Source organism: Kitasatospora sp. NPDC088391 (assembly GCF_044753345.1).
GTDB lineage: Bacteria > Actinomycetota > Actinomycetes > Streptomycetales > Streptomycetaceae > Kitasatospora.
The window spans coordinates 37,502-56,937 of sequence record NZ_JBIVNB010000002.1 but is presented as its reverse complement, the minus strand read 5'-3'; the positions used below and the strand labels follow the sequence as shown (position 1 = coordinate 56,937).

Below are 19,436 nucleotides of genomic sequence, written 5' to 3'. Positions count from 1 at the left end.
GCGGGAGGTGACGGCTCGTCAGTTGCCGTTGGCCTTCTTGACGTTGTCCAGGGCGTGCTTCCAGGCGGCGTCCGGGGCGGTGTTGGTGCGCTCCACCTCGCCGAGGGCGTCGGTGAACGCCTTGCCGATCACGCCGTCGTCGGTGCCGAGCACCTGCGCGGGCATCGCGTTGGCGGACTCGCTGAAGATCTGCCCGATCGGGGCGTTGTTGAAGTACGGGTCCTTGACGTCCTTGATGGCCGCCTGCGCGCCGGTGGAGGACGGGAAGGAGCCCTGCTTGGTGAACAGGGTGGCCTGCTGCTCCTTGGCGTTCAGCCACTTGATCAGCTCGGCGGCCTCCCTGGGGTGCTTGGCGGTGCGCGGCACCGCCAGGTAGGAGCCGCCCCAGTTGCCGGTCCTGCCGGGGCCGGCGGCGATGTCCCACTTGCCGGAACCGGTGTCGCCGGCCTGGCCCTTGATGTAGCCGATCATCCAGGCGGGGCAGGACAGGGTGGCGAACTTGCCGGTGGAGAACGCCTTGTTCCACTCGGGGGTCCACTGGGCGAGCTTGGCGGACAGGCCGTCGGCGACCAGCTTGGTGGAGTCGGCCCAGGCGGTCTTCACGGCGTCGCTGCTGTCGTAGACGGGCTTGCCGGCCTCGTCGGCGTAGCGGACCTTCTGCTGGCCGACCTCGGCGGTGAACATGCCGGCGGCGCTGTCGGTCCAGGCGTTGCCCGCCTCGGCCTTGGCGGCGTACTGCTTGCCGAGGTCGAGGTAGCCCTGCCAGCTGGACCACTTGGCGGCGAGTTCGGTGCGGTCGGTGGGCAGGCCGGCGGCCTTGAACAGGTCGGTCCGGTAGCAGATCGCCTCCGGGCCGATGTCGGTGCCGGCGCCGAGCACCTTGCCGTCGGGGGTCTTGATCGCGGCGGCCTTCCAGGCGACCAGGCCGTCGTTGACGTCGCCGATGCCGAGCGTCTTGAGGTCGGTGAACTTGTCGGACTGCTTCTGCACCACGCTGGCCACCCGGCCGACCTCCAGGCCCTGGATGTCGGCGAGGCCGCCGCCGCCCGCGAGCTTGGTCTGCAGGGCCTGCCAGTACTGGCCCTCGTCCTGGGTGTCGGTCTGCTTGATGGTGATGTTCGGGTGCAGCTTCATGTACTCGTCGTACAGCCCGGCCTCCTTGAACCCGAAGGTGCCGAACAGGTCCACCGTGAGGGTCACCTTGCCGCCGGCCGAGTCGGTGGACCCGGTGCCGCCGGAGCTGCCGCAGGCGGTGACCAGCAGGGCGGTGGCGAGGACGGCGCTGCCGAGGGCGGCGGTGGAACGGCGGGCTCTGACGGGACGCATGGCATGGCCTCCAGGGCGGGGCGGGAGCGTGGGAGAGGTCGTGGAGAAGCGGGTGCCGGTCCGGGAGAGCACCCAGAATCTGAGAGCGCTCTCAACCGATGCCGAGAGAGTGCCCAACCGGAAGTTCGCCCGTCAAGCCCTCGAAACCTGAACGTAATCTCCCGATCGACCCGACCTGGGGTTTCGACTTCTGAACGCAACAGTGTGTGTCACGGCAGTTGACACCCCTTCAGGACCGCCCGTACGGTCCGCTGGCTGAGAGCGCTCTCATACTCCCCGCCCGCCCCCCACTCGAGGTGGACACACGATCATGAAGCTCCGCTCGCTCCGCGGCCCGACGGCCGCGCTCACCACGCTGGCGCTGGCCGCCGCGGCCACGCTCACCGCCGCCCTCGGCGCGGGCACCGCCTCCGCCGCCACCGTCCGGGTCGGCCTCGGCGGCTACACCGACGCCCGCCCGGCGGGCACCGTCGGCCCGAGCAACTCCGACGGCGCGCCGGTCACCCCGAAGGTGACGCCGCGGATGGCCGGACAGGCCGCGCCCACCAACGACTGGTGGTCCTCGCTGATCTACCAGCGCTTCGCGGGCAACCCGTACTCGGAGAACCTGTACCCGCACCCGATGACCTTCAAGGCGCAGGCCGCGGGCCTGGAGGTCGGCTACCCGACCACGCCGACCATCACCTCCGACGGCCGCCAGTACGACTACACCCACACCCGGGACCTCACCCTGGGCGTGGCCGGCCTGAACTCCCCCGACACCAAGGTGGACGGCTGGTCGGACTGGACCGTCACCCCGTACTGGGCGGACGGCGCGCACACCTTCAGCGCCACCATCGGCCACGGCCTGCCGTACGTGTACGCGCACGCCACCGGCGGCGCCGCGCAGGTCACCACCGCCTCGGCGCCCACCGTGTTCAGCAACCAGGGCAGCGTGCTCGGCATCACCGTGGCCGGCCACAACTACGGTCTGTTCGCGCCCACCGGCTCCAGTTGGAGCGTCAACGGCAGCACCGTCACGGCGAACCTCGGCAGCAAGGACTACTACTCGGTCGCGCTGCTGCCCTCCACCGCCGACCTGGACCGGTTCCGTTCCTACGCCTACAACTTCGTCACCGACACCAAGGTCGGCTGGAACTACGACGAGGCCGCCGGGAAGCTCACCACCACCTTCACCGCCACCACCACCGCCCAGGAGGGCACCGGCACGGGCACCCTGCTCGCGCTCTACCCCCAGCAGTGGCAGGCCACCCCGGACCCGCTCACCGCCCTGACCTACACCTCGCCGCGCGGCACCATGAAGGTCCGCCAGGGCAGCGGGTTCTCCACCGTGCAGTCCGTCACCGGCGTGCTGCCCTCGCTGCCCGACGTCGGCGCCTACGACCGCACCGCACTGGACGGCTACCTCCACCAGGTCGCCGACGCGAGCGACCCGTTCAGCGCCGCCACCGACACCTACTGGACCGGCAAGGCCCTCGGCCGCCTGGCCCAACTCGTGCCCGTCGCTGACCAGTTGGGCGACACCGCGGTGCGCGACAAGATGCTCGGCCTGATGAAGGGCAAGCTGCAGACCTGGTTCTCCGGCACCGGCTCGCCCGGCTTCGCCTACGACTTCACCTGGAAGACCCTGATCGGCTACCCGGCGTCCTACGGCACCGACGCCGAACTGAACGACCACCACTTCCACTACGGCTACTTCGTGCAGGCCGCGGCCACCGTCGCCCGCTACGACACCGCCTGGGCCGCCGACTCCCAGTGGGGCGGCATGGTCAAGCTGCTCGCCAAGGACGCCGCCAACACCGACCGCACCGACAGCCGCTTCCCGTGGCTGCGCAACTTCGACCCGTACGAGGGCCACGGCTGGGCCTCCGGCCACGCCGCCTTCGCGGCCGGCAACAACGAGGAATCCTCCTCCGAGTCGCTGAACTTCAGCGCCGGCCTGCTGCTGTACGGCGCCGCCACCGGCGACACCGCGCTGCGCGACCTCGGCGTCTACCTGTACACCACCGAGGCCAACGCCGTTCAGCAGTACTGGTTCGACGCCGACCACCAGGTCTTCCCGGCCGCCTTCCAGCACGCCACGGTCGGCATGGTCTGGGGCTCCGGCGCCGCCTACTCCACCTGGTGGACGGCCGCGCCCGGCATGATCCACGGCATCAACTTCCTTCCCGTCACCTCCGGTTCGCTCTACCTGGCGCGCCGCAAGGACGATCTGGCCGCCAACCTGGCCGAGTTGAAGGCCAACAACGGGGGCGCGTTCACCGACTGGCGCGACCTCCTGTGGGAGGCCGAGGCGTTGACGAACCCGGCCGCCGCCAAGGCCGACTGGGACGCGGGCAACGCCGGCTACACCCCCGAGGAGGGCGAGTCCCGGGCCCACACCTACGCCTGGATCTACGACCTCGCCGCACTCGGCACCCTGGACCCGGCGACCACCGCCGACACCCCGACCGCGGCGGTCTTCGCCAACGGCTCCACCCGCACCCACGTGGCGCACAACTTCACCACCACCGCCCGGACGGTGCACTTCTCCGACGGCTACACCCTGACCGTCCCGGCCCGCTCCACCGCCTCCGAACGCGGCACCAGGCCCGACGGCGGCACCGGCGGCACCACCAACTCGCCCTCCCCGTCCGCCTCCTCCTCCCCGAGCCCGTCCACCGGCCCGTCGACGAGCCCGTCCCCCTCCCCGTCCGCCACCGCCCCGCAGACCCGCGCCGGCACGCTGTACCTGCAGCCCGGCGGCGCCCTCACCGCGGCCTACGGCACCGGCGCGACCAGCAGCACCGTCCCGTCCGGCGGCGGCGCCAACCACGACGGCGCGCCCTACCAGCCGCTGACCTTCACCCTCGACCACCTCACCGGCACGCTCCGCCCCGGCGGCGCCACCGACTTCGACCTGTACGTGGACGCCGGATCCACCGTCGCACTCGCCCAACAGGCCCGCGTCTCCTACGACTTCAACGGCGACGGCACGATCGACCGGACCGAGACCTACCGCTACTTCGCCACCGACCCGGTCCCCGGCTGGGAGCGCTACAGCGCCACCGCCGCCGGCCTGCAGGCCGGCACCGGCGCCCCGCTCGCCAACCTGAGCAACGGCACCGTCAAGGTCGAGGTCTGGCCCGCCCTCGGCAGCGCCCCCGCCCAACTCCGCACCGGCGCAACCCAGTCCCAGGGCAGCGCGTCCGTCCTGCGCCTCCCCTTCGACTGATCCCGCTCCCCCTCCCGAACGCCGCCGGGGCCCACCGACAGGGGCCCCGGCGGTCGGCCGTTCCGTGCTTGCGGAGCCGGTGTGCGGATTCCGCGAACACCCGGCACGGATCGGCGCGCGCCACCCGGCCCGCGCCCCGCGCCGGGGCATGCTCGTCGGAAGTGCACGACCCGACGCGCCGCCCGACGGAAGGACCCCGGATGGAACCGCAGTTCCGACGCCGCCTCCTGCTCGGCGGGCCCGCCGCGGCCGCCCTCGGCCTCGTCGTGCCCCCCGCCGCCTCCCCCCGCACCGACCTGACCGGCCGCTTCCGCGCCCTGGAGCGCGAACACGGGGCCCGGCTGGGCGTGTTCGCCCACGACAGCGGCACGGGGGCGACGGTCCGCTACCGCGCGGACGAACTGTTCCCGATGTGCTCGACCTTCAAGACGCTCGCCGTCGGCGCGGTGCTCCGCGGCGGCGACGACCTCACCGCGCGGGTCCACTACACCGCGGCCGACGTCACCGACTCCGGCTACGGCCCGGTCACCGGCCGGCCGGAGAACCTGGCCGGCGGCCTGACGGTGGCCGAACTCTGCGCCGCCGCCATCGAGTTCAGCGACAACGCGGCCGCGAACCTGCTGCTGCGCCGACTCGGCGGTCCGACCGCCGTCACCCGCTTCTGCCGTTCGATCGGCGACCCGGTCACCCGGCTGGACCGCTGGGAGCCCGCCCTCAACTCCGCCGAACCGGACCGCGTCACCGACACCACCACCCCGCACGCCCTGGCCCGCGACTACGCCCGCCTGCTCCTCGGCCCCGTCCTCGCCCCGCCCGACCGGGACCTGCTCCGCGACTGGCTGCTCGGCAACACCACGGGCGCCCACCGCCTACGGGCCGGCCTCCCGCCCTCCTGGACCCTCGCCGACAAGACCGGCACCGGCTCCCACGGCACCGCCAACGACGCCGGCCTCACCTGGCCCCCGAACCGCCCCCCGATCACCCTCGCCGTCCTCACCACCCACCCCACCACCCCGACCGCCACCCCCGACGACCCCCTCCTCGCCACCACCGCCCACCTGATCGCCGAAGCCCTGACCTGACCCCACCCCGGCCCACCCGACCCACCACGGACGAACTCCCGCCCCACCGCAGCCAGGCCCCTCCCCCGGGCGCAGCCCGTCCCGCCACAGGCGCAACCCATCCGACCCACCGCAAGCGAACTCCCACCCGGCACAGCCCCGCACCCCGCCGTCAGGCGGTCTCCGCCCTCAGCCCGCCCCAGGCGCAGCCCACCCCACCCGACCAGCCCCGCCAGCACGCCGCAGGCAGGCCCCGAGCCACGGCCCGCCCTGCCAACTTCCGCACCACCCGACCCCAGCCGGGTCTCCCCCAGACACAACCCATTCCGCCGCAGGCGACCCCAGGCGCAGCCGCAGCCCGCCGCAGGCGAACTCCCACCCTGCCATCAGGCGGTCTCCGCCCTCAGCCCGCCGCAGGCGATCCCCGCCCCAGGCGCAGCCCACCCCACCCGGCCGGCCCCGGCGGCTCCCCGGCGTCAGGCGGAGGCGCGGACGACCAGCTCCGTCGGAATGATCACCGACGACGGCGCGGACGCCGAGGGGTCGTTGAGGCGGCGCAGCAGGAGCCGGGTCATCAGGCGGCCCATCTCCTCGATCTGCTGGCGGACGGTGGTGAGCGGCGGCTCCGTCCAGGCCGCGATGGACTCGACGTCGTCGAAGCCGACCACCGCGACGTCCTCGGGGACGCGGCGCCCGGCCGCCCGCAGGACCCGGATCGCGCCGGAGGCCATCGCGTCGGAGGCCGCGAACACCGCGTCCAAGTCCGGTCGGCGGGACAGGAGTTCGGTCATCGCCCGGCCGCCGCCGTCCGCGGTGAAGTCGCCGACGGCGATCAGGTCGCCGTCGCCGTCGGGCAGCAGGTCGCGGTAGCCGTCGAGGCGGTCGATCGAGGAGGTCTGGTCGAGCGGGCCGGTGATGGTGGCGATCCGGCGGCGGCCGATCGCGCGCAGGTGCTGGACGGCGAGCCTGGCGCCGCCGCGGTTGTCGTTGTCGACGTAGACCAGGTCGCGGTCGGACTCGGCGCCGGGCCACCCGGGCCGGCCGCCGATCACGAAGGGCAGGCCGAGGCGGTGCGCGGTGGCGGGGGTGGGGTCGGAGCGGTGCAGCGAGAACAGCAGGACGCCGTCGACGTGGCCGCCGGCCAGGTAGCGGCCGATCCGCTCGTGGTCCTGTTCGTCCTCGGCGAGCAGCAGCACCATCTGGTTGTCGGCGGCGGCCAGTTCGCGGCTGATGCCGCGCAGGTGCTGGGCGAAGAACGGGTCGGAGAAGAACCGGGCCTCGGGTTCGGCGACGACCACGCCGATGGCCCGGTTGCGGCGGGTGACCAGGGTGCGGGCGGCCAGGTTGGGCACGTAGCCGAGTTCGTCGACGGCCTGCTGGACCTTCTCGCGGAGCGCGGCCCGCACGCCCGCCCCGCCGTTGACCACCCGGGAGGCGGTGGCCCGGGACACGCCGGCCCGTTCGGCCACCGACTCCAGGGTGGGCCGTCCGCCCGGTTCGGCGCCGGTGCCGTTCCCGGGGCGGTGCTCCGCCCGTGCTTCGGCCACCGTGGGCTCCTCTCCAGCGTCCGCGGCTGCCCGGCCGGCAGTTCCGCTGGCGATCAGCCTAGCGCCCGCCACCCCGTTCTGAGAGCGCTCCCAGAAACCGATCCGCGACCGCGCGGCTCGGCCCCGGCCCCGACCCCGGCCCCGGCCCCGGCCCCGACCCCGACCCCGACCCCGACCAAGCATCGCCCCGGGACCGGTTCAGACGGTGACCACCTGCCGTTCGCCCGCCTCGACGGCGACGGTGAGCCGGTTCCCGGGCGGCGGGAACGGGCAGATGAAGTGGTCGGCGAAGGCGCACGGCGGCAGGAAGGCCCGGTTCAGGTCGAGCACGGTGTTGCCCTCGGCGTCGGGGGCGGGCAGCGTGACGAACCGGAACCGGTAGGTCTCCCGGCCGCTGGTGGTGTCGGCGAGGACGCCGCTGAGCCGGCCGCCCTCGCCGCCGACGGTGAGCGTGTGCGGCTGCCCGGCCAGGGTGAACGCGATCCGCCCGGTGACGGTGAGCGGGCGGGCCCGGCCGTCCGCGTTCTCCACCAGCACGGACTGCCCGCCGGTCTCGAAGGGGGTGAAGACGGCGGGCACCGCCCAGTCCGGCGCGTAGGGGTAGACCGAGATCCCGGCGAACGCGGCCCGGGCGGGGGCGGCGGGGTCGAAGACCCGCAGCGCGAGTTCGCCCTCGCGCTCGATCGGCACCAGCCGCAGGTCGTCCAGGACGGCGATCCCGGGCTCCCGGTCGGTGTCCGGCCGCAGCTCGACCCGGCCGGTCAACTCCCGCTCCCCCGAACCGTGTTCGAGCCGGACGCCGTCACCGAGCCGCAGCTCGGCGCAGACCGTCCCGTTCTCGGCCCACCAACGGCCGGGCAGCCCGGGGAGTTTCGCGGGCTCCGGCTCCAGCCAGTGGGTGCCGGTCAGGGCCAGCGGCCCGTGCGGCGCGCCGACCGCGGCGTTCCGCGACTCCGTCCAGCGCTGCCAGCTCTCGGCTGCGGTGTCGGTCATCTGACTGCCTCCAAGTCGTCGGTTTCGCAGGGGACTTGCGGCCGTCCGGTCGGCCGCGGCGGGGCGGGTTCAGGGGCGGGCGAGCGGGCGGAACAGGCCCTCCTGCATCACGGAGACCACCAACTGCCCGCTGCGGTCGTAGATCTCGCCCCGGGCCAGGCCGCGCGCGCCGTGCGCGATCGGCGACTCCTGCCGGTACAGCAGCCAGTCGTCGGCCCGGAACGGGCGGTGGAACCACATCGCGTGGTCCAGCGAGGCGAGGTCGAAGTTCCGTTCGCCCCACAGGGGTTCGACGGGGGCGCGGACGGCGTCCAGCAGCGTCATGTCGCTGGCGTAGGTCAGCGCGCAGACGTGGATCAGCGGGTCGTCGGGCAGCGCGCCGTTGGTCTTCAGCCACACTCCACTGCGGGCCTCGACGCCCTTCAGCTCCTCGCGGGTCCACTTCAGCCGGTCCACGTAGCGGATGTCGAAGGGCTGGCGGCGGCTGATGAACGGCGGCAGCTCGCCGAGCCGGGCGCCGACCTCGTCCAGCGCGCTCGGCAGGTCCTCGGGGGCGGGGACGTCGGGCATCGGGAACTGGTGCTCGATGCCGGACGGCTCGGGCTTGTGGAAGTCCGCGGTCAGCGCGAAGATCGACCGCCCGCCCTGGATGGCCAGCACCCGGCGGGTGGTGAAGGAGCGCCCGTCCCTGATCCGGTCGACCTGGTAGACGATCGGCACCCCCGGGACGCCGGGCCGCAGGAAGTACGAGTGCAGCGAGTGCACCGGCCGGTCCTCGTCCACCGTGCGGCCCGCCGCCACCATCGCCTGGCCCGCGACCTGGCCGCCGAAGGTCCGCTGCAGGGCCTCCTCCGGGCTGCGGCCGCGGAAGATGTTCAGCTCGATCTGCTCCAGGTCGAGCAGGTCGACGAGCTGGTCGACGGGGGTTCCCATGTATCGCTCCCTCTCCGGGTGCCCGGCGGGCAGGGGTGTGCCGCCGGACGCCTTCCTCGTCCAGCACAAGTCTCCGCGCCGACCCCGCATTCCCGCCCTCCGGCACGCGGGCGACTCCCCCTCGCCCGCTCGGACGCCCGCCTCCGGGCCGCACCGCGCGGCGCCCCGGCGCCGCGGGGGCCCGCCCGGCCCGGGCCTTTCGCCGACGCGCAGCGCCCATGGCCGGGCGGTGCGTGACGACCCTCGTCACGCACCGCCCGGCCATGGGCCCGCCCCCGTGTGCGGGCCCCGGTGTCGGCCCGCCGTCAGCAGCTGGTGTTCCAGCCGCCGCCCTGGTCGGCGCCGTTGCTGTAGTTGTGCCAGTCGGAGTCGAAGAACACGCTGCAGCCGTTCTCCAGCCGGAGCCAGCCGCGGGCCTGGAACACCTTGCCCGAGTTCAGCGACACGTAGCCGGTCTGGGCGGCGTACTCGGTGCCGTACCCGCGGGTGTCGCCGTGCAGGATCTGACCGTTCTGGTCGGCGATGTCGACCGCGAGCCACCACCTGGTGGGCACGGAACGCAGGTTGAGGATCGCCGCCTCGGTCGCGTACTTGCAGTCGTCGTAGACCAGTTCGATGGCGAACGCGGGCGAGCCGCCCATGTAGACGTAGTGCTCCCCGGGCATGACGACGGGGCCGTGGCACGTCCGGGGGAGGACCGCGGCGGTGCTCGCGCCGGCCGACAGGGTGGTCAGGCCGACCGCGGACATGGCCAGGACCAGGAGTCGGACGAAGCTGTTCCTGAGGAGCGGACGGTTCTTGGCGCGCATGTGCTCTTCTTCCCTGGGGCTCCTTGGAGCGGTGTTCTTCGGACGCAGACCATCCTGGGCGCGGCGGGCGGGCCGCTCCACTGCGTACCCTTTGCGTTTTCCTGGCGCTTGATCACGGCAGGCCCTACTGTCGTGTCAGCGTCAGCGGAACAGGTGCAGGGGGGACGTCGGTGGCCGGGGGTTTCGGGGGGATGCTGCGGGAGCAGCGTCGACGGGCCGGATTGACGCAGGAGGAACTCGCCGAACGGGCGGGGGTCTCGGCGCACGCGATCAGCATGCTGGAGGCCGGCCGACGGCGGCCGCGCCTGTCGTCGGTCACCCGGCTCGCGGCGGCGCTCGGCCTGGACGAGGCCGCCCGGACCCGGCTGATGTCCGCGGCGGAAGGCGCCGCCGAGGGCGCCGCGGACACCCCGCCCGCCGCGGGAACCGCCGCCGCAGCCACCGCAACAGCCACTGCCGGAACCGCAGCAGCCACCGCCGCCGAGCCGCCGAACGGCGCCGCCGGGGCCTCGCGCTGCCAACTCCCCGCCGACACCCGGCTGTTCACCGGCCGCGCCAAGGAGCTCGACCGGCTGCTCGCCCTCGCCCGGGAGGCGCCCGCGGGCAGCGACGCCGGGATGGTGGTGATCTCGGCGATCGACGGGATGGGCGGGGTCGGCAAGTCCGCGCTGGCCGTGCACGCCGCGCACCGCCTGCGCGGGAGCTTCCCCGACGGGCAGCTCTTCATCGACCTGCACGGCCACACCCCCGGCCTGGCGGCCCTGGCCGCCGAGGACGCGCTGGACTGGTTCCTGCGTTCGCTCGGCGTGCCGCCCCAGCTGATCCCCCAGGACCTGGGCGAACGCGCCGCGTTCTACCGCGACCGCCTCGCCGGCACCCGGACGCTGATCGTCCTGGACAACGCCGTCAGCACCGCGCAGGTCCGTCCGCTGCTGCCCGGCACGCCCGGCAGCCTGGTCATCGTCACCAGCCGCAAGCGCCTCACCGGCCTGGACGACGCCCACACGCTCGCCCTGGACACCCTCGCCCCGGCCGAGGCGGCCGCGCTGCTGCACCGGGTCGCCGGCCCCGGACGCGTCCCGGAGGACCACCCGGCCATCGCCGAACTGGCCGCCCTGTGCGGCCACGTGCCGCTGGCCGTCCGGATCTCCGCCGCCCGCCTGCGCCACCGCCGCGCGCTGCGGATCGAGGACCTCGTCGACGAGCTGCGCGACGAACACGACCGCCTCGACCGGCTCCGGGACGAGGGCCGCAACCTGACGGCCGTCTTCGACACCTCCTACGCCGCCCTGCCGGAGGCCGAGCAGCACCTCTTCCGCCGCCTCGGCCTGGTCCCCGGGCCGGACTTCGACGCCTTCGCCGCCGCCAACCTGACCGGCACCGACCACCGGACGGCCGACCGCCTGCTGGAATCCCTGCTGGACCACAACCTGCTCACCCAACACGTCCCGGGCCGCTACCGGTTCCACGACCTCGTCGGCCTGTACGCCCGCACCCTGGACCGCGCGGACCGCCTCGAGGAAGCGGAGCACACCGAGGAGGCCGAGCGCGCCGCCGCGCTGGAGCGGCTGCTGGACTACTACCGGCACACCGCCGACGACGCCGACCGCCACCTCGCGCACCACAGCCGCCCCGGCGCGCCCCGCCCCGCCCCGGCACCCGCCGTCGCGCCCGTGCTCCCGGACCGGGCCAAGGCCCTGGCCTGGATGCGGAGCGAGCGGAACAACCTGCTGGCGGCCGTCGCCGGGGCCCGCCCCCGGCACCTGATCGACCTCTCCGGCGCCCTCGCGGCCTTCCTCCAGCAGGAGGGGCCGTGGCACCAGGCCGCCGCCCTGCACGGCACCGCGGCCGACACGGCCCGCGCGCACGGCGACCGGCCGGGCGAGGCGGGTGCCTTGGAGGACCTGGGCCGGGTCCGGCACGCGCTCGGGGAGTTCCGGACCGCCGCCGACCTGCACGAACGCTCCCTGGCCCTCTACCAGGACCTCGGCGACCGGTTCGGCGAGGCGGGCGCGCTGGAGGACCTGGGCCGGGTCCGGTACGTGCTCGGGGAGTTCCGGACGGCCTCCGAGCTGCACGAACGCGCCCTGGTCGTCCACCAGGACCTCGGCGACCGCCTCGGCGAGGCGGGCTCCCGGTGGAGCATCGGCCGGGTCCGGCACGCGACCGGGGACTACCCGGAGGCGGTGGCCCTGCTGGAGCGGGCGCTCGAAACCTACCGGGGCCTGGGCAACCACCACGGCGAGGCGAACACCCTGTGGGACCTGAGCCGGGTCCGGCAGGCCACCGGGGACTACTCCGCCGCGGGGAGCCTCCAGGAACAGGCCCTGACGATCATGCGGCAGCTGGGCAACCGCCACGGCGAGGCGAACGCCCTGTGGAACCTGGGCCGGGTCCGGCTCACGACGGGGGACGCGACCGCCGCGGCCGCCGCGCTGGAGCGGGCCCTGGAGATCTACCTCGACCTGGGCAAGCGCGACGGCGAGGCGTACGCCCTCAAGGACCTGGGCCGGGTCCGGCTCGCGACCGGGGACACCGCGGCCGCCGCCGACCTGCTGGACCGGTCCCTGGAGATCTTCCGGAAGGTCGGCCAGCGCTACGGCGCGGCCAACGCCACCCACGACCTGGGCCGGGTCCGGCACGCCACGGGGGACACCGCGGCCGCCGCCGACCTGTTCGCGCAGGCCCTGGCCTTCTTCCGCGAGGTCGGCGACCGCCAGGGCGAGGCCGAGGTGCTCACCAGCACGGGCGCGCTGACCGCCGACACCACCGGGGCCGACGAGGCAGCGGCCCTCTACCGCCGGGCCCTGGACCTGGCCCGCCGGGCCCACAGCCCCCTGGACGAGGCCCGGGCCCTCGAAGGCACCGCCCGCTGCGCCGCCCGGACCGGCGACCACGCCACCGCCCTCACCGCCCTCCGCCGGGCCGTGGCCCTCTACCGGCGCCTCGGAGCCGCCGAGGCCCCGGCGGCCGCGACCCGCCTGCGGGCCCTGGAGGACGCCGACCGCGGCTGAGCGGGCGCCGCCCGCCTCAGGCCATCCCGGACTGCCGCACCGTGATGTTCAGCCGCCCCGTCAGGCCGAGTTCCGGGTCCGCGGTGCCGGGCAGCGTCCGCGGCACGCCGTGGTACGCGAAGCGGGCCTCGCCGCCGAACACCAGCAGGTCGCCGCTGCGCAGCTCCAGGTCCGTCCACGGGCCGGTCCGGTGCTCCGCGCCGCCCAGCCGGAACACGCACGCGTCGCCCAGCGACAGCGACACCACCGGGGCGTCGACCCGCTCCTCCCGGTCCTGGTGCAGGCCCATCCGTGCGCCGTGCGGGTAGTGGTTGACCAGCGCGACGTCCGGCGCGTACCCGGCCGCGCCCGCGACCCCGCCGCCGTCCGCGCCGTACGCCTCCCGCACCGCCCGCCGGGCCAGCGCGTCCAGCAGTGGCGGGAACGGCTTCACCGGCGCACCGTCCCCGTCCACCACCGTCCGCGCGTAGCCGTACGGGTACCAGTGCCAGCCCAGGCACACCGTCCGCGCCGACATCACCCCGCCGGAGGGCAGCCGCACCACCCGCATCCCGGCCGGCGGCCGCGCCCACTCCCGGCACGCCGCCACCAGCTCCCGCTGCTCCCCCGCCCCCAACCACCCGGGCACCAGCACCACCCCGGGCACCGGCTCCTCCCGCCCACGCCCGAACAACTCCCCGACGAACACCCCACCACCTCGCACCCCGCCATGCTGCCATCCCCCACATGCGCGGCACGCCCTCGCGGCGGACCCTGGGAAGGAGCTGCCGTCCGGAACGGCGCGTCGAGGAGGCGTGATGCATCCGCTGGAGTTCCGCGTGGTGGACCTGCCCGCGGCCTCGCTGCACAAGGCCGTGGTGCTGGTGCTCGGGCAGTACCGGGCCGTGCTGGTGGGCACGGGGTTGCGGCTGTCGGACGGGCGGCGACTGGTGCGCGAGGTCGGGCGGTCGGGGCGCCGGCTCGCGGCGGTCCTGGTCGCGGACCACGCCGCCGACTCCTGGCTCGCCGCCGAGGTGCTGCGCGACGCGTTCCCGGAGGCCCGGTTCCTGGCGCCCGCCCCGGTCCTGGCCCGGATCGGGCGCGAGCACGCCGCCGTCCGGGCCGGCTGGGCCGGCCTGGGGGCCGAACTCCCCACCCGGCTGGTCGCGTTGGAGCCGCTGCCGGGCGACGCCGTCGAACTGGAGGACCACCGGCTGGAGCTGCGCGGGGCCTCACTCGGCCTGCCCGACCACCACTACCTGTGGGAGCACCGCAGCCGGACGCTGCTCGGCGGGCCGCTGCTGCGGCAGGACGTCCACCTGTGGCTGGCCGACACCCCGCGCCCGGCCGAACGCACCGCCTGGATCGGCCTGCTGGACGAGATGGCCGCCCTGGAGCCGCTGCGCACCGTCCCGGGGCACCGGCTCCCGGACGCCGCCGGGCCCGAGCCGATCGGGTGGACGGGCGACTACCTGCGCGCCTTCGAGACCGAGCTGGGCAAGCCCGTCCCGGCGGAGCAGGTGGAGGCGGCCCTGCTGCGCCGCTTCCCGGCGGCCGCGCTGCCGGGCCTGGTCGGGCCGGGGGTGCGGGCCGCCCGGGCGGAACTCGCCGCGGCCTGAGCCGAACTGACGCCCCGTCGGGACTGTTCCTCTGTACCTACTGGTATGTACAGTGCTCGACGTGACACCCCCCAGCACACCCAGCACGCCAAGCACACCCAGCACGCCCAGCACGCCCAGCACCGCCGACCGCCTGGTCGAGAGCACCCGCGAACTCCTCTGGGAGCGCGGCTACACCGGCACCAGCCCGCGCGCCATCCAGCAGCGCGCCGGGGCGGGGCAGGGCAGCATGTACCACCACTTCGCGGGCAAGCCCGAGCTGGCGCTCGCCGCGATCACCCGCACCGCGCAGGAGCTGCTGGCCGTCGCCGAGGGCCTGCTCGCGGGGCCGGGCACCGCCGTCGAGCGGGTCACCGCGTACCTGCGCCGGGAGCGCGAGGTGCTGCGCGGCTGCCCGGTCGGGCGGCTCACCCAGGACCCGGACGTGATGGCCGACCCGGTGCTGCGCGCGCCCGTCGAGGAGACCCTCGGCCGACTGCGCGGCCGCCTCGCCGAGGTGCTCGCCGAGGGCCGGGCGGCCGGCGACCTGCCGCCGCACCTCGACCCGGACGCCACGGCCGCCACCGTCGTCGCGGTGCTCCAGGGCGGCTACGTGCTGGCCCGCGCGGCCGGCGACCCCGGCCCGTTCGACCAGGCGGTCACCGGCCTGCTCACCCTGCTCGCCCCTCCCCCGCACCCGCAGGAACCGCACCCGTAGGAACCCCACCGCCCGAAAGGCCCCCCGTGCAAGCGAAGCAGTACGCGATCACCCTGCCCGCCGACTACGACCTCGACGTCGTCCGCCGCCGGATCGCGGCCGGCGCCCCGCTGCTGGACGACCGGGCGGGGCTCGGCTTCAAGGCCTGGCTGCTGCGCGAGCGCGGCACGGCGGGCTCGCCGGTGAACGAGTACGCGCCGTTCTACGTGTGGCGCTCGGACGGGGAGCTGGCCCGGTTCCTGGTCGGCGGCGGCGGGTTCGAGAACATCGTCCGCGACTTCGGCCGCCCCGTGGTGCGGCACTGGACGGTGCTCGCCCAGTTCGCCGGCCCGGCCCGCACCGGCGAGCGGGACGCCCCGGCGCCCGCGTCCGCGGTCCGCGCCCGGAGCGCCGTCCCCGTCGGCACGGACCCGCTCGGCCTGGCCGCCCACGTGGAGCGCGAGGTGGAGCGGCTGCGCGAGGCGGCCCGGGAGCCCGGGGTGCACACCGCGCTGCTGGCGCTCGACCCGGACCGGTGGGAGCTGCTGCGCTTCACCCTCCGCACGGACCGACCGGGGGCGGTGCCGGCGGACGGCACGGAGGTGTTCGGGGTGCCGCACCTGTCCGCGCCGGGCCTGGCGTACCTGCCGGAGGGCCGGGCCTGGTGAGCACCCGGCCCTCGCCGCGCCCCGCCGCCGCTCGGGCATGCCGATTACTTGAGCATGCCGATCTCGCGGGCGCAGCCGCCCCAGGCCCGCCAGCCCTGGCGGCGCAGGATCTCCTCGGCGACGGTGATCTGCTGGCGGCGGGTGGCCCGGTCGGGGCGGTCGGCGTAGCGCGGGCCGCCGGCCTCCCGCCAGGTGGGCGGCCAGATCTGGAGTCCGCCGTAGTAGCCGTTGCCGGTGTCGGCCTGCCAGTCGCCGTCGCTCTCGCAGTCGGCGAGGCGGTCCCAGACGGTGTCGGGGGTGGGCTGCGGGGCGAGGGCGAGGGTGCCGGCGGCGGGGAGCAGCAGGGCCAGGGCGAGCAGGCTCCGGCCGGGGAGGGGTATCCGCATCCCTCGACGCTACGCAGCGCGTCGGCGCGGCCACCCGCCGAACGCCCCCACCCGGGCGACGGGGCGGCCGGGAACGGCGGAAGCCGCCGCCCCGGGTCGGGGCGGCGGCTTCACGCCGACAGGGTGGGACCGGTGGGCGGTCCCGGGGAAGCGGTGCTTCCGGGGGTGGGTCAGACGGAGAGGACCTGGCCCGGGTAGATCAGGTCCGGGTTGCCGCCGACGACACCGGTGTTGCCGTTGTACAGGTTGTGCCAGTCGACACCCAGGCCGCCGGCGATGCTGGAGAGGGTGTCCCCGGCCTTGACGGTGTAGGTCTTGCCGGACTTGGCGGTGTTGCCGGCCGCCGGGGCGGACTGGGTGCTCTTGGCGCTCTTGGTGTCCTGCTTCGGGGCGTCCTGGACGGCCTTGGGGGCCTGGGCGCGGGTCTCGGAGCGGGAGGCCTTGGCGTTGTTGTCCTTGGCGGCGTTGTTCGACTTCGCCGAGTTCGAGCCCGCGGCGGAGTTCGAGTTGTTGGTCGAGCCGGAGGTCGACTTCGAGGAGTTGCTGCTGCTCGGGGCCGAGGTGTCGACCTGGGCGGCGGCGCCGCCCTTGGTCAGGCCGGCCTTGACCGAGCACACCGGCCAGGCGCCGGGGCCCTGGGAGGCGAGCACCTTCTCGGCGACGGCGATCTGCTGCGCCTTGGTGGCCTGGTTGGCCTGCGCGGCGTAGGCGGTGCCGCCGAAGGCGGCCCAGGTGGAGGAGGTGAACTGCAGGCCGCCGTAGAAGCCGTTGCCGGTGTTGATCGACCAGTTGCCGGTCGACTCGCACTGCGCGACCTTGTCCCAGGTGGAGACGTCGGCGGCGGAAGCCGTGTTGGCCGTGACGAGGCCGGCCACCGGGGCGGCGAGCAGGGCTCCGCCGACGACAGCCGCGCGGACGCGGTTGCGCTTGGGGGTGGTGGTGGCAGCGGCGGTCTCGTTACGGAAGATCATGAGATTCCTCTCGACATTCCCGGGATGGGCAGGCGGAACCAGGCCCCTGCGGGGCCGTGTTCGCTCGCCGTAGTCCGTCGGGCGACCGTGCACGTGTCGGACGTGCCGCCTGTCGCCCCGGCCACCTGTCCGCATCCCCGGCGGCGGCTGGCTGCCGTCGCGCCGGTGGCGTCCGGTCCGCGGTCCGGGGTGAGCCGGGGCGGGGTCCGTACGTCGGGGGTGAACCCGGGAGGTGCTCGTTGCACCGGCCAAAAACCTACGATTCGGCACCCGGAGTGCCAAACAGTTTCGGGTCGTTCCAGGTCAAAGCGGCGTTACCGGCGGTATTGATCAAGCATTTCGAGGCTCGATGCCCGATTTGTCCGCTTTTACCAAGATCAAACCTTCTGTACATATGGTCCCGGTCACAGTTTCACCGGTGTGACCTCGGGCACAGCATCGACAGAATGTGACCGTCCGGGCACACGGAGCAGTCATCGGCCGCGCAAAACCCGTCGTCCGGACGCGGACCCGTGACCCCAGCCACAACCTCCCGTTGGTAATGGCGGTCGGCGCTCCCCGCGCCGCGCACCCGGACCGTCCCCGATCCGGTGCACCCAGAACGTCAGGGCGAACGAGGAGTCTTTGTGCCGCGCATGCTTGAGGTGAGCGAGGACGTACGCGCCGAGATCGGCGACGACGAGGCCGAGAGCCTGCTGGCGGGCGCCCACGCCCCCGACTCGTACGACTGCACCTCCTGCCGACAACCGGGTGACTCGCTGCGCGAGCCCACCAGCACGGTGCTGTTCGTCGGCGACGAGACCGCCGTGCTGGCGTTCGCGCACGCCCGCTGCGTCCCGTCCCAGGTCGTGCCGGTGGACGAGCAGCAGCTGCGCGGCGCCGTCGAGTCGATCGGGCAGGCCGCCCCGGCGCCCGCCGCCGTGCCGGTGCCCGCGCCGCTCGCGCCCGAGCCGGTGGTGCGGGTGGCCGTCCCGGAGCCGATCACGGCCTCGCCGACGCCCCCGCCCGGCCAGCCGCAGCCCGCGGTGCTCGGCGTGACCTGCGGCATCGTGCTGTGCGGCGACACCCAGCACGCCGCGCTGGTGGTCGAGCCGACCGGCCCGGTCGGCCGCCCGGGCGGCGAGATCGGCCAGGACGAGTTCCTCTCGCTGCTGACCGAGCACGGCTTCCAGCTGGTGACGGACGTCAACCTGGCGCCGGTCCGGCCGCGGGCCGGCTGGTCGGTGCTGATGGCGATGGGCCAGTTGCACGCGATCCTGCAGCCCTCCGCGACCGGCGGCTCGGCCGCCTGGTGGCAGGCCCACCAGCCGCTCCAGGTCACCCCGGGGTGGCGGGCCGCGGCGGCCCGCAAGTCCGAGGTGATCATGTACGCGGTGCCGGCCGGCACCATCGGCCGCCAGCCCCGCGAGGACCTGCTGCGCCTGGCCATGGACCGGGCCGCCGCCGGCGGCCTGCTCGCGGCCGGCATGCTGCCGCTGGCCGGCACCTGAGCGGGCCGGGCCGATGACCGACCCCGTGAACGACCCGGCCGCCGACGGGACGCCCGGCGGCGGCCCGGCGGCGGCCGCCGGAACGGCCGCTGACCAGGAGCGGGAGGCGCCCGCCGGGATAGCACCGGGGGCGGCGCCCCCGCATCCCGAACCGGTCTCGCTCGTTGGCTCCTACGTGTACAGCTACGACCTCGCCTCCCCCGGCCGTCCCTCCGCCCCCACCGGCCCGTTCGGCGCCGGTGCCGGCCGGTCGATCCCGAGCATGCGCCCGTCGTACGACGCGGAGCACCCGGTGTCGCCCACGCCGATCTACGACACGCTGTACTCCGAGTACCGGCGCCTGTTCCGCGCGCTGCCGGGCGACCGCTCCGGCGAGGAGGGCATGCGGTTCACCGGCTTCGCGGTCCGCGACCCGCAGCCCCGCGAGGCCGAGCGGCGCGAGGCCCCCGGGGCGCACCCGGCGTTCGAGTCGTACGCCGGGCCGGGCGCCGCGCCGTTCCGGCCCGGCCCGGCGAACGGGAACGGGCAGGGCTGGGTGGCGTCCGGCTACCTCGGCCCGGTGCCGCCCGCGGCGGGCGGCACCGCGGGCGGGCGGCACCGCTCGGTGCTGTCGCTGCCGCCGGGCCGCGAGGGCTGACCGGCCCCGTACACACGGCAGTGGGGGGGGGGGGGGGGGGCCCCGCGCCCCCCCCCCCCCCCCCCCCCCCCCCCCACCCCAGGGGGGGGAGCCCCACCCCCCCCCACAGCCCA

16 protein-coding genes are annotated in these 19,436 nt (G+C 74.9%); 8 read left to right on the top strand and 8 right to left on the bottom strand.

Annotation, left to right across the window (positions count from 1 at the left end):
- Nucleotides 1-18 precede the first annotated feature (18 nt).
- Complete coding sequence (locus ACIQBJ_RS05010) at nucleotides 19-1,326, bottom strand: extracellular solute-binding protein (protein WP_400703691.1); 1,308 nt, start codon at nucleotides 1,324-1,326, stop codon at nucleotides 19-21.
- Nucleotides 1,327-1,636: 310 nt separating this feature from the next.
- Here ACIQBJ_RS05010 and ACIQBJ_RS05005 point away from each other — a divergent pair, with 310 nt between their 5' ends.
- Both ACIQBJ_RS05005 and bla read left to right on the top strand, forming a co-directional pair.
- Complete coding sequence (locus ACIQBJ_RS05005) at nucleotides 1,637-4,540, top strand: glycosyl hydrolase (RefSeq protein WP_400703688.1); 2,904 nt, start codon at nucleotides 1,637-1,639, stop codon at nucleotides 4,538-4,540.
- A gap of 200 nt (nucleotides 4,541-4,740) precedes the next feature.
- Nucleotides 4,741-5,622, top strand: a complete 882-nt coding sequence (gene bla / locus ACIQBJ_RS05000) for a class A beta-lactamase (RefSeq protein WP_400703685.1) — start codon at nucleotides 4,741-4,743, stop codon at nucleotides 5,620-5,622.
- Nucleotides 5,623-6,077: 455 nt separating this feature from the next.
- On the opposite strand, the gene ACIQBJ_RS04995 is transcribed toward bla, so the two are convergent.
- The 4 genes from ACIQBJ_RS04995 to ACIQBJ_RS04980 all read right to left on the bottom strand — a co-directional run bounded on the left by ACIQBJ_RS04995 (nucleotide 6,078) and on the right by ACIQBJ_RS04980 (nucleotide 9,883).
- On the bottom strand, nucleotides 6,078-7,148 hold the full coding sequence (locus ACIQBJ_RS04995) for a LacI family DNA-binding transcriptional regulator (RefSeq protein ID WP_400703682.1): 1,071 nt from the start codon (nucleotides 7,146-7,148) through the stop codon (nucleotides 6,078-6,080).
- Nucleotides 7,149-7,346: 198 nt separating this feature from the next.
- On the bottom strand, nucleotides 7,347-8,141 hold the full coding sequence (locus ACIQBJ_RS04990) for a DUF1684 domain-containing protein (protein WP_400703679.1): 795 nt from the start codon (nucleotides 8,139-8,141) through the stop codon (nucleotides 7,347-7,349).
- A gap of 69 nt (nucleotides 8,142-8,210) precedes the next feature.
- Nucleotides 8,211-9,074, bottom strand: coding sequence for an acyl-CoA thioesterase (locus ACIQBJ_RS04985; protein ID WP_400703677.1), 864 nt, complete (start codon nucleotides 9,072-9,074; stop codon nucleotides 8,211-8,213).
- Between the two features lie 305 nt (nucleotides 9,075-9,379).
- Complete coding sequence (locus ACIQBJ_RS04980; RefSeq protein ID WP_400703674.1) at nucleotides 9,380-9,883, bottom strand: hypothetical protein; 504 nt, start codon at nucleotides 9,881-9,883, stop codon at nucleotides 9,380-9,382.
- A gap of 191 nt (nucleotides 9,884-10,074) precedes the next feature.
- Between ACIQBJ_RS04980 and ACIQBJ_RS04975 the strand changes: the two genes are divergently transcribed.
- Nucleotides 10,075-12,897 carry an ATP-binding protein gene (locus ACIQBJ_RS04975; protein WP_400703672.1) on the top strand — a complete coding sequence of 941 codons (2,823 nt, stop codon included), beginning with the start codon at nucleotides 10,075-10,077 and terminating at the stop codon, nucleotides 12,895-12,897.
- A 16-nt stretch (nucleotides 12,898-12,913) separates the two neighbouring features.
- On the opposite strand, the gene ACIQBJ_RS04970 is transcribed toward ACIQBJ_RS04975, so the two are convergent.
- The gene (locus ACIQBJ_RS04970; protein WP_400703670.1) at nucleotides 12,914-13,543 is read right to left on the bottom strand and encodes an alpha-ketoglutarate-dependent dioxygenase AlkB family protein; all 630 of its coding nucleotides are present in this window, start codon (nucleotides 13,541-13,543) and stop codon (nucleotides 12,914-12,916) included.
- Nucleotides 13,544-13,694: 151 nt separating this feature from the next.
- Between ACIQBJ_RS04970 and ACIQBJ_RS04965 the strand changes: the two genes are divergently transcribed.
- The 3 genes from ACIQBJ_RS04965 (at nucleotide 13,695) to ACIQBJ_RS04955 (ending at nucleotide 15,839) form a co-directional block, all read left to right on the top strand.
- Complete coding sequence (locus ACIQBJ_RS04965) at nucleotides 13,695-14,495, top strand: MBL fold metallo-hydrolase (RefSeq protein ID WP_400703668.1); 801 nt, start codon at nucleotides 13,695-13,697, stop codon at nucleotides 14,493-14,495.
- Between the two features lie 61 nt (nucleotides 14,496-14,556).
- Nucleotides 14,557-15,192, top strand: coding sequence for a TetR/AcrR family transcriptional regulator (locus ACIQBJ_RS04960; protein WP_400703665.1), 636 nt, complete (start codon nucleotides 14,557-14,559; stop codon nucleotides 15,190-15,192).
- 26 nt (nucleotides 15,193-15,218) lie between these two features.
- Entirely contained in the window at nucleotides 15,219-15,839 is a 621-nt protein-coding gene (locus ACIQBJ_RS04955) for a DUF4865 family protein (RefSeq protein ID WP_400703662.1), read from the top strand.
- Between the two features lie 44 nt (nucleotides 15,840-15,883).
- On the opposite strand, the gene ACIQBJ_RS04950 is transcribed toward ACIQBJ_RS04955, so the two are convergent.
- Together ACIQBJ_RS04950 and ACIQBJ_RS04945 are read right to left on the bottom strand one after the other, a co-directional pair.
- On the bottom strand, nucleotides 15,884-16,225 hold the full coding sequence (locus ACIQBJ_RS04950; RefSeq protein WP_400703659.1) for a transglycosylase family protein: 342 nt from the start codon (nucleotides 16,223-16,225) through the stop codon (nucleotides 15,884-15,886).
- Nucleotides 16,226-16,395: 170 nt separating this feature from the next.
- A complete protein-coding gene (locus ACIQBJ_RS04945; protein WP_400703656.1) occupies nucleotides 16,396-17,196 on the bottom strand; it encodes a transglycosylase family protein in 801 nt (266 codons plus the stop codon).
- A gap of 635 nt (nucleotides 17,197-17,831) precedes the next feature.
- Between ACIQBJ_RS04945 and ACIQBJ_RS04940 the strand changes: the two genes are divergently transcribed.
- Together ACIQBJ_RS04940 and ACIQBJ_RS04935 are read left to right on the top strand one after the other, a co-directional pair.
- Nucleotides 17,832-18,686, top strand: coding sequence for a hypothetical protein (locus ACIQBJ_RS04940; protein ID WP_400705786.1), 855 nt, complete (start codon nucleotides 17,832-17,834; stop codon nucleotides 18,684-18,686).
- A gap of 13 nt (nucleotides 18,687-18,699) precedes the next feature.
- Nucleotides 18,700-19,323, top strand: coding sequence for a hypothetical protein (locus ACIQBJ_RS04935; RefSeq protein WP_400703653.1), 624 nt, complete (start codon nucleotides 18,700-18,702; stop codon nucleotides 19,321-19,323).
- Nucleotides 19,324-19,436: the final 113 nt, after the last annotated feature.

Bases quoted from the DNA above. Each gene is read 5' to 3' on its own strand.
- ACIQBJ_RS05010 (WP_400703691.1), bottom strand. From the start codon at position 1,326: ATGCGTCCCGTCAGAGCCCGCCGTTCCACCGCCGCCCTCGGCAGCGCC.
- ACIQBJ_RS05005 (WP_400703688.1), top strand. From the start codon at position 1,637: ATGAAGCTCCGCTCGCTCCGCGGCCCGACGGCCGCGCTCACCACGCTG.
- bla (WP_400703685.1), top strand. From the start codon at position 4,741: ATGGAACCGCAGTTCCGACGCCGCCTCCTGCTCGGCGGGCCCGCCGCG.
- ACIQBJ_RS04990 (WP_400703679.1), bottom strand. From the start codon at position 8,141: ATGACCGACACCGCAGCCGAGAGCTGGCAGCGCTGGACGGAGTCGCGG.
- ACIQBJ_RS04985 (WP_400703677.1), bottom strand. From the start codon at position 9,074: ATGGGAACCCCCGTCGACCAGCTCGTCGACCTGCTCGACCTGGAGCAG.
- ACIQBJ_RS04980 (WP_400703674.1), bottom strand. From the start codon at position 9,883: ATGCGCGCCAAGAACCGTCCGCTCCTCAGGAACAGCTTCGTCCGACTC.
- ACIQBJ_RS04975 (WP_400703672.1), top strand. From the start codon at position 10,075: ATGCTGCGGGAGCAGCGTCGACGGGCCGGATTGACGCAGGAGGAACTC.
- ACIQBJ_RS04965 (WP_400703668.1), top strand. From the start codon at position 13,695: ATGCATCCGCTGGAGTTCCGCGTGGTGGACCTGCCCGCGGCCTCGCTG.
- ACIQBJ_RS04950 (WP_400703659.1), bottom strand. From the start codon at position 16,225: ATGCGGATACCCCTCCCCGGCCGGAGCCTGCTCGCCCTGGCCCTGCTG.
- ACIQBJ_RS04945 (WP_400703656.1), bottom strand. From the start codon at position 17,196: ATGATCTTCCGTAACGAGACCGCCGCTGCCACCACCACCCCCAAGCGC.
- ACIQBJ_RS04940 (WP_400705786.1), top strand. From the start codon at position 17,832: ATGCTTGAGGTGAGCGAGGACGTACGCGCCGAGATCGGCGACGACGAG.
- ACIQBJ_RS04935 (WP_400703653.1), top strand. From the start codon at position 18,700: ATGACCGACCCCGTGAACGACCCGGCCGCCGACGGGACGCCCGGCGGC.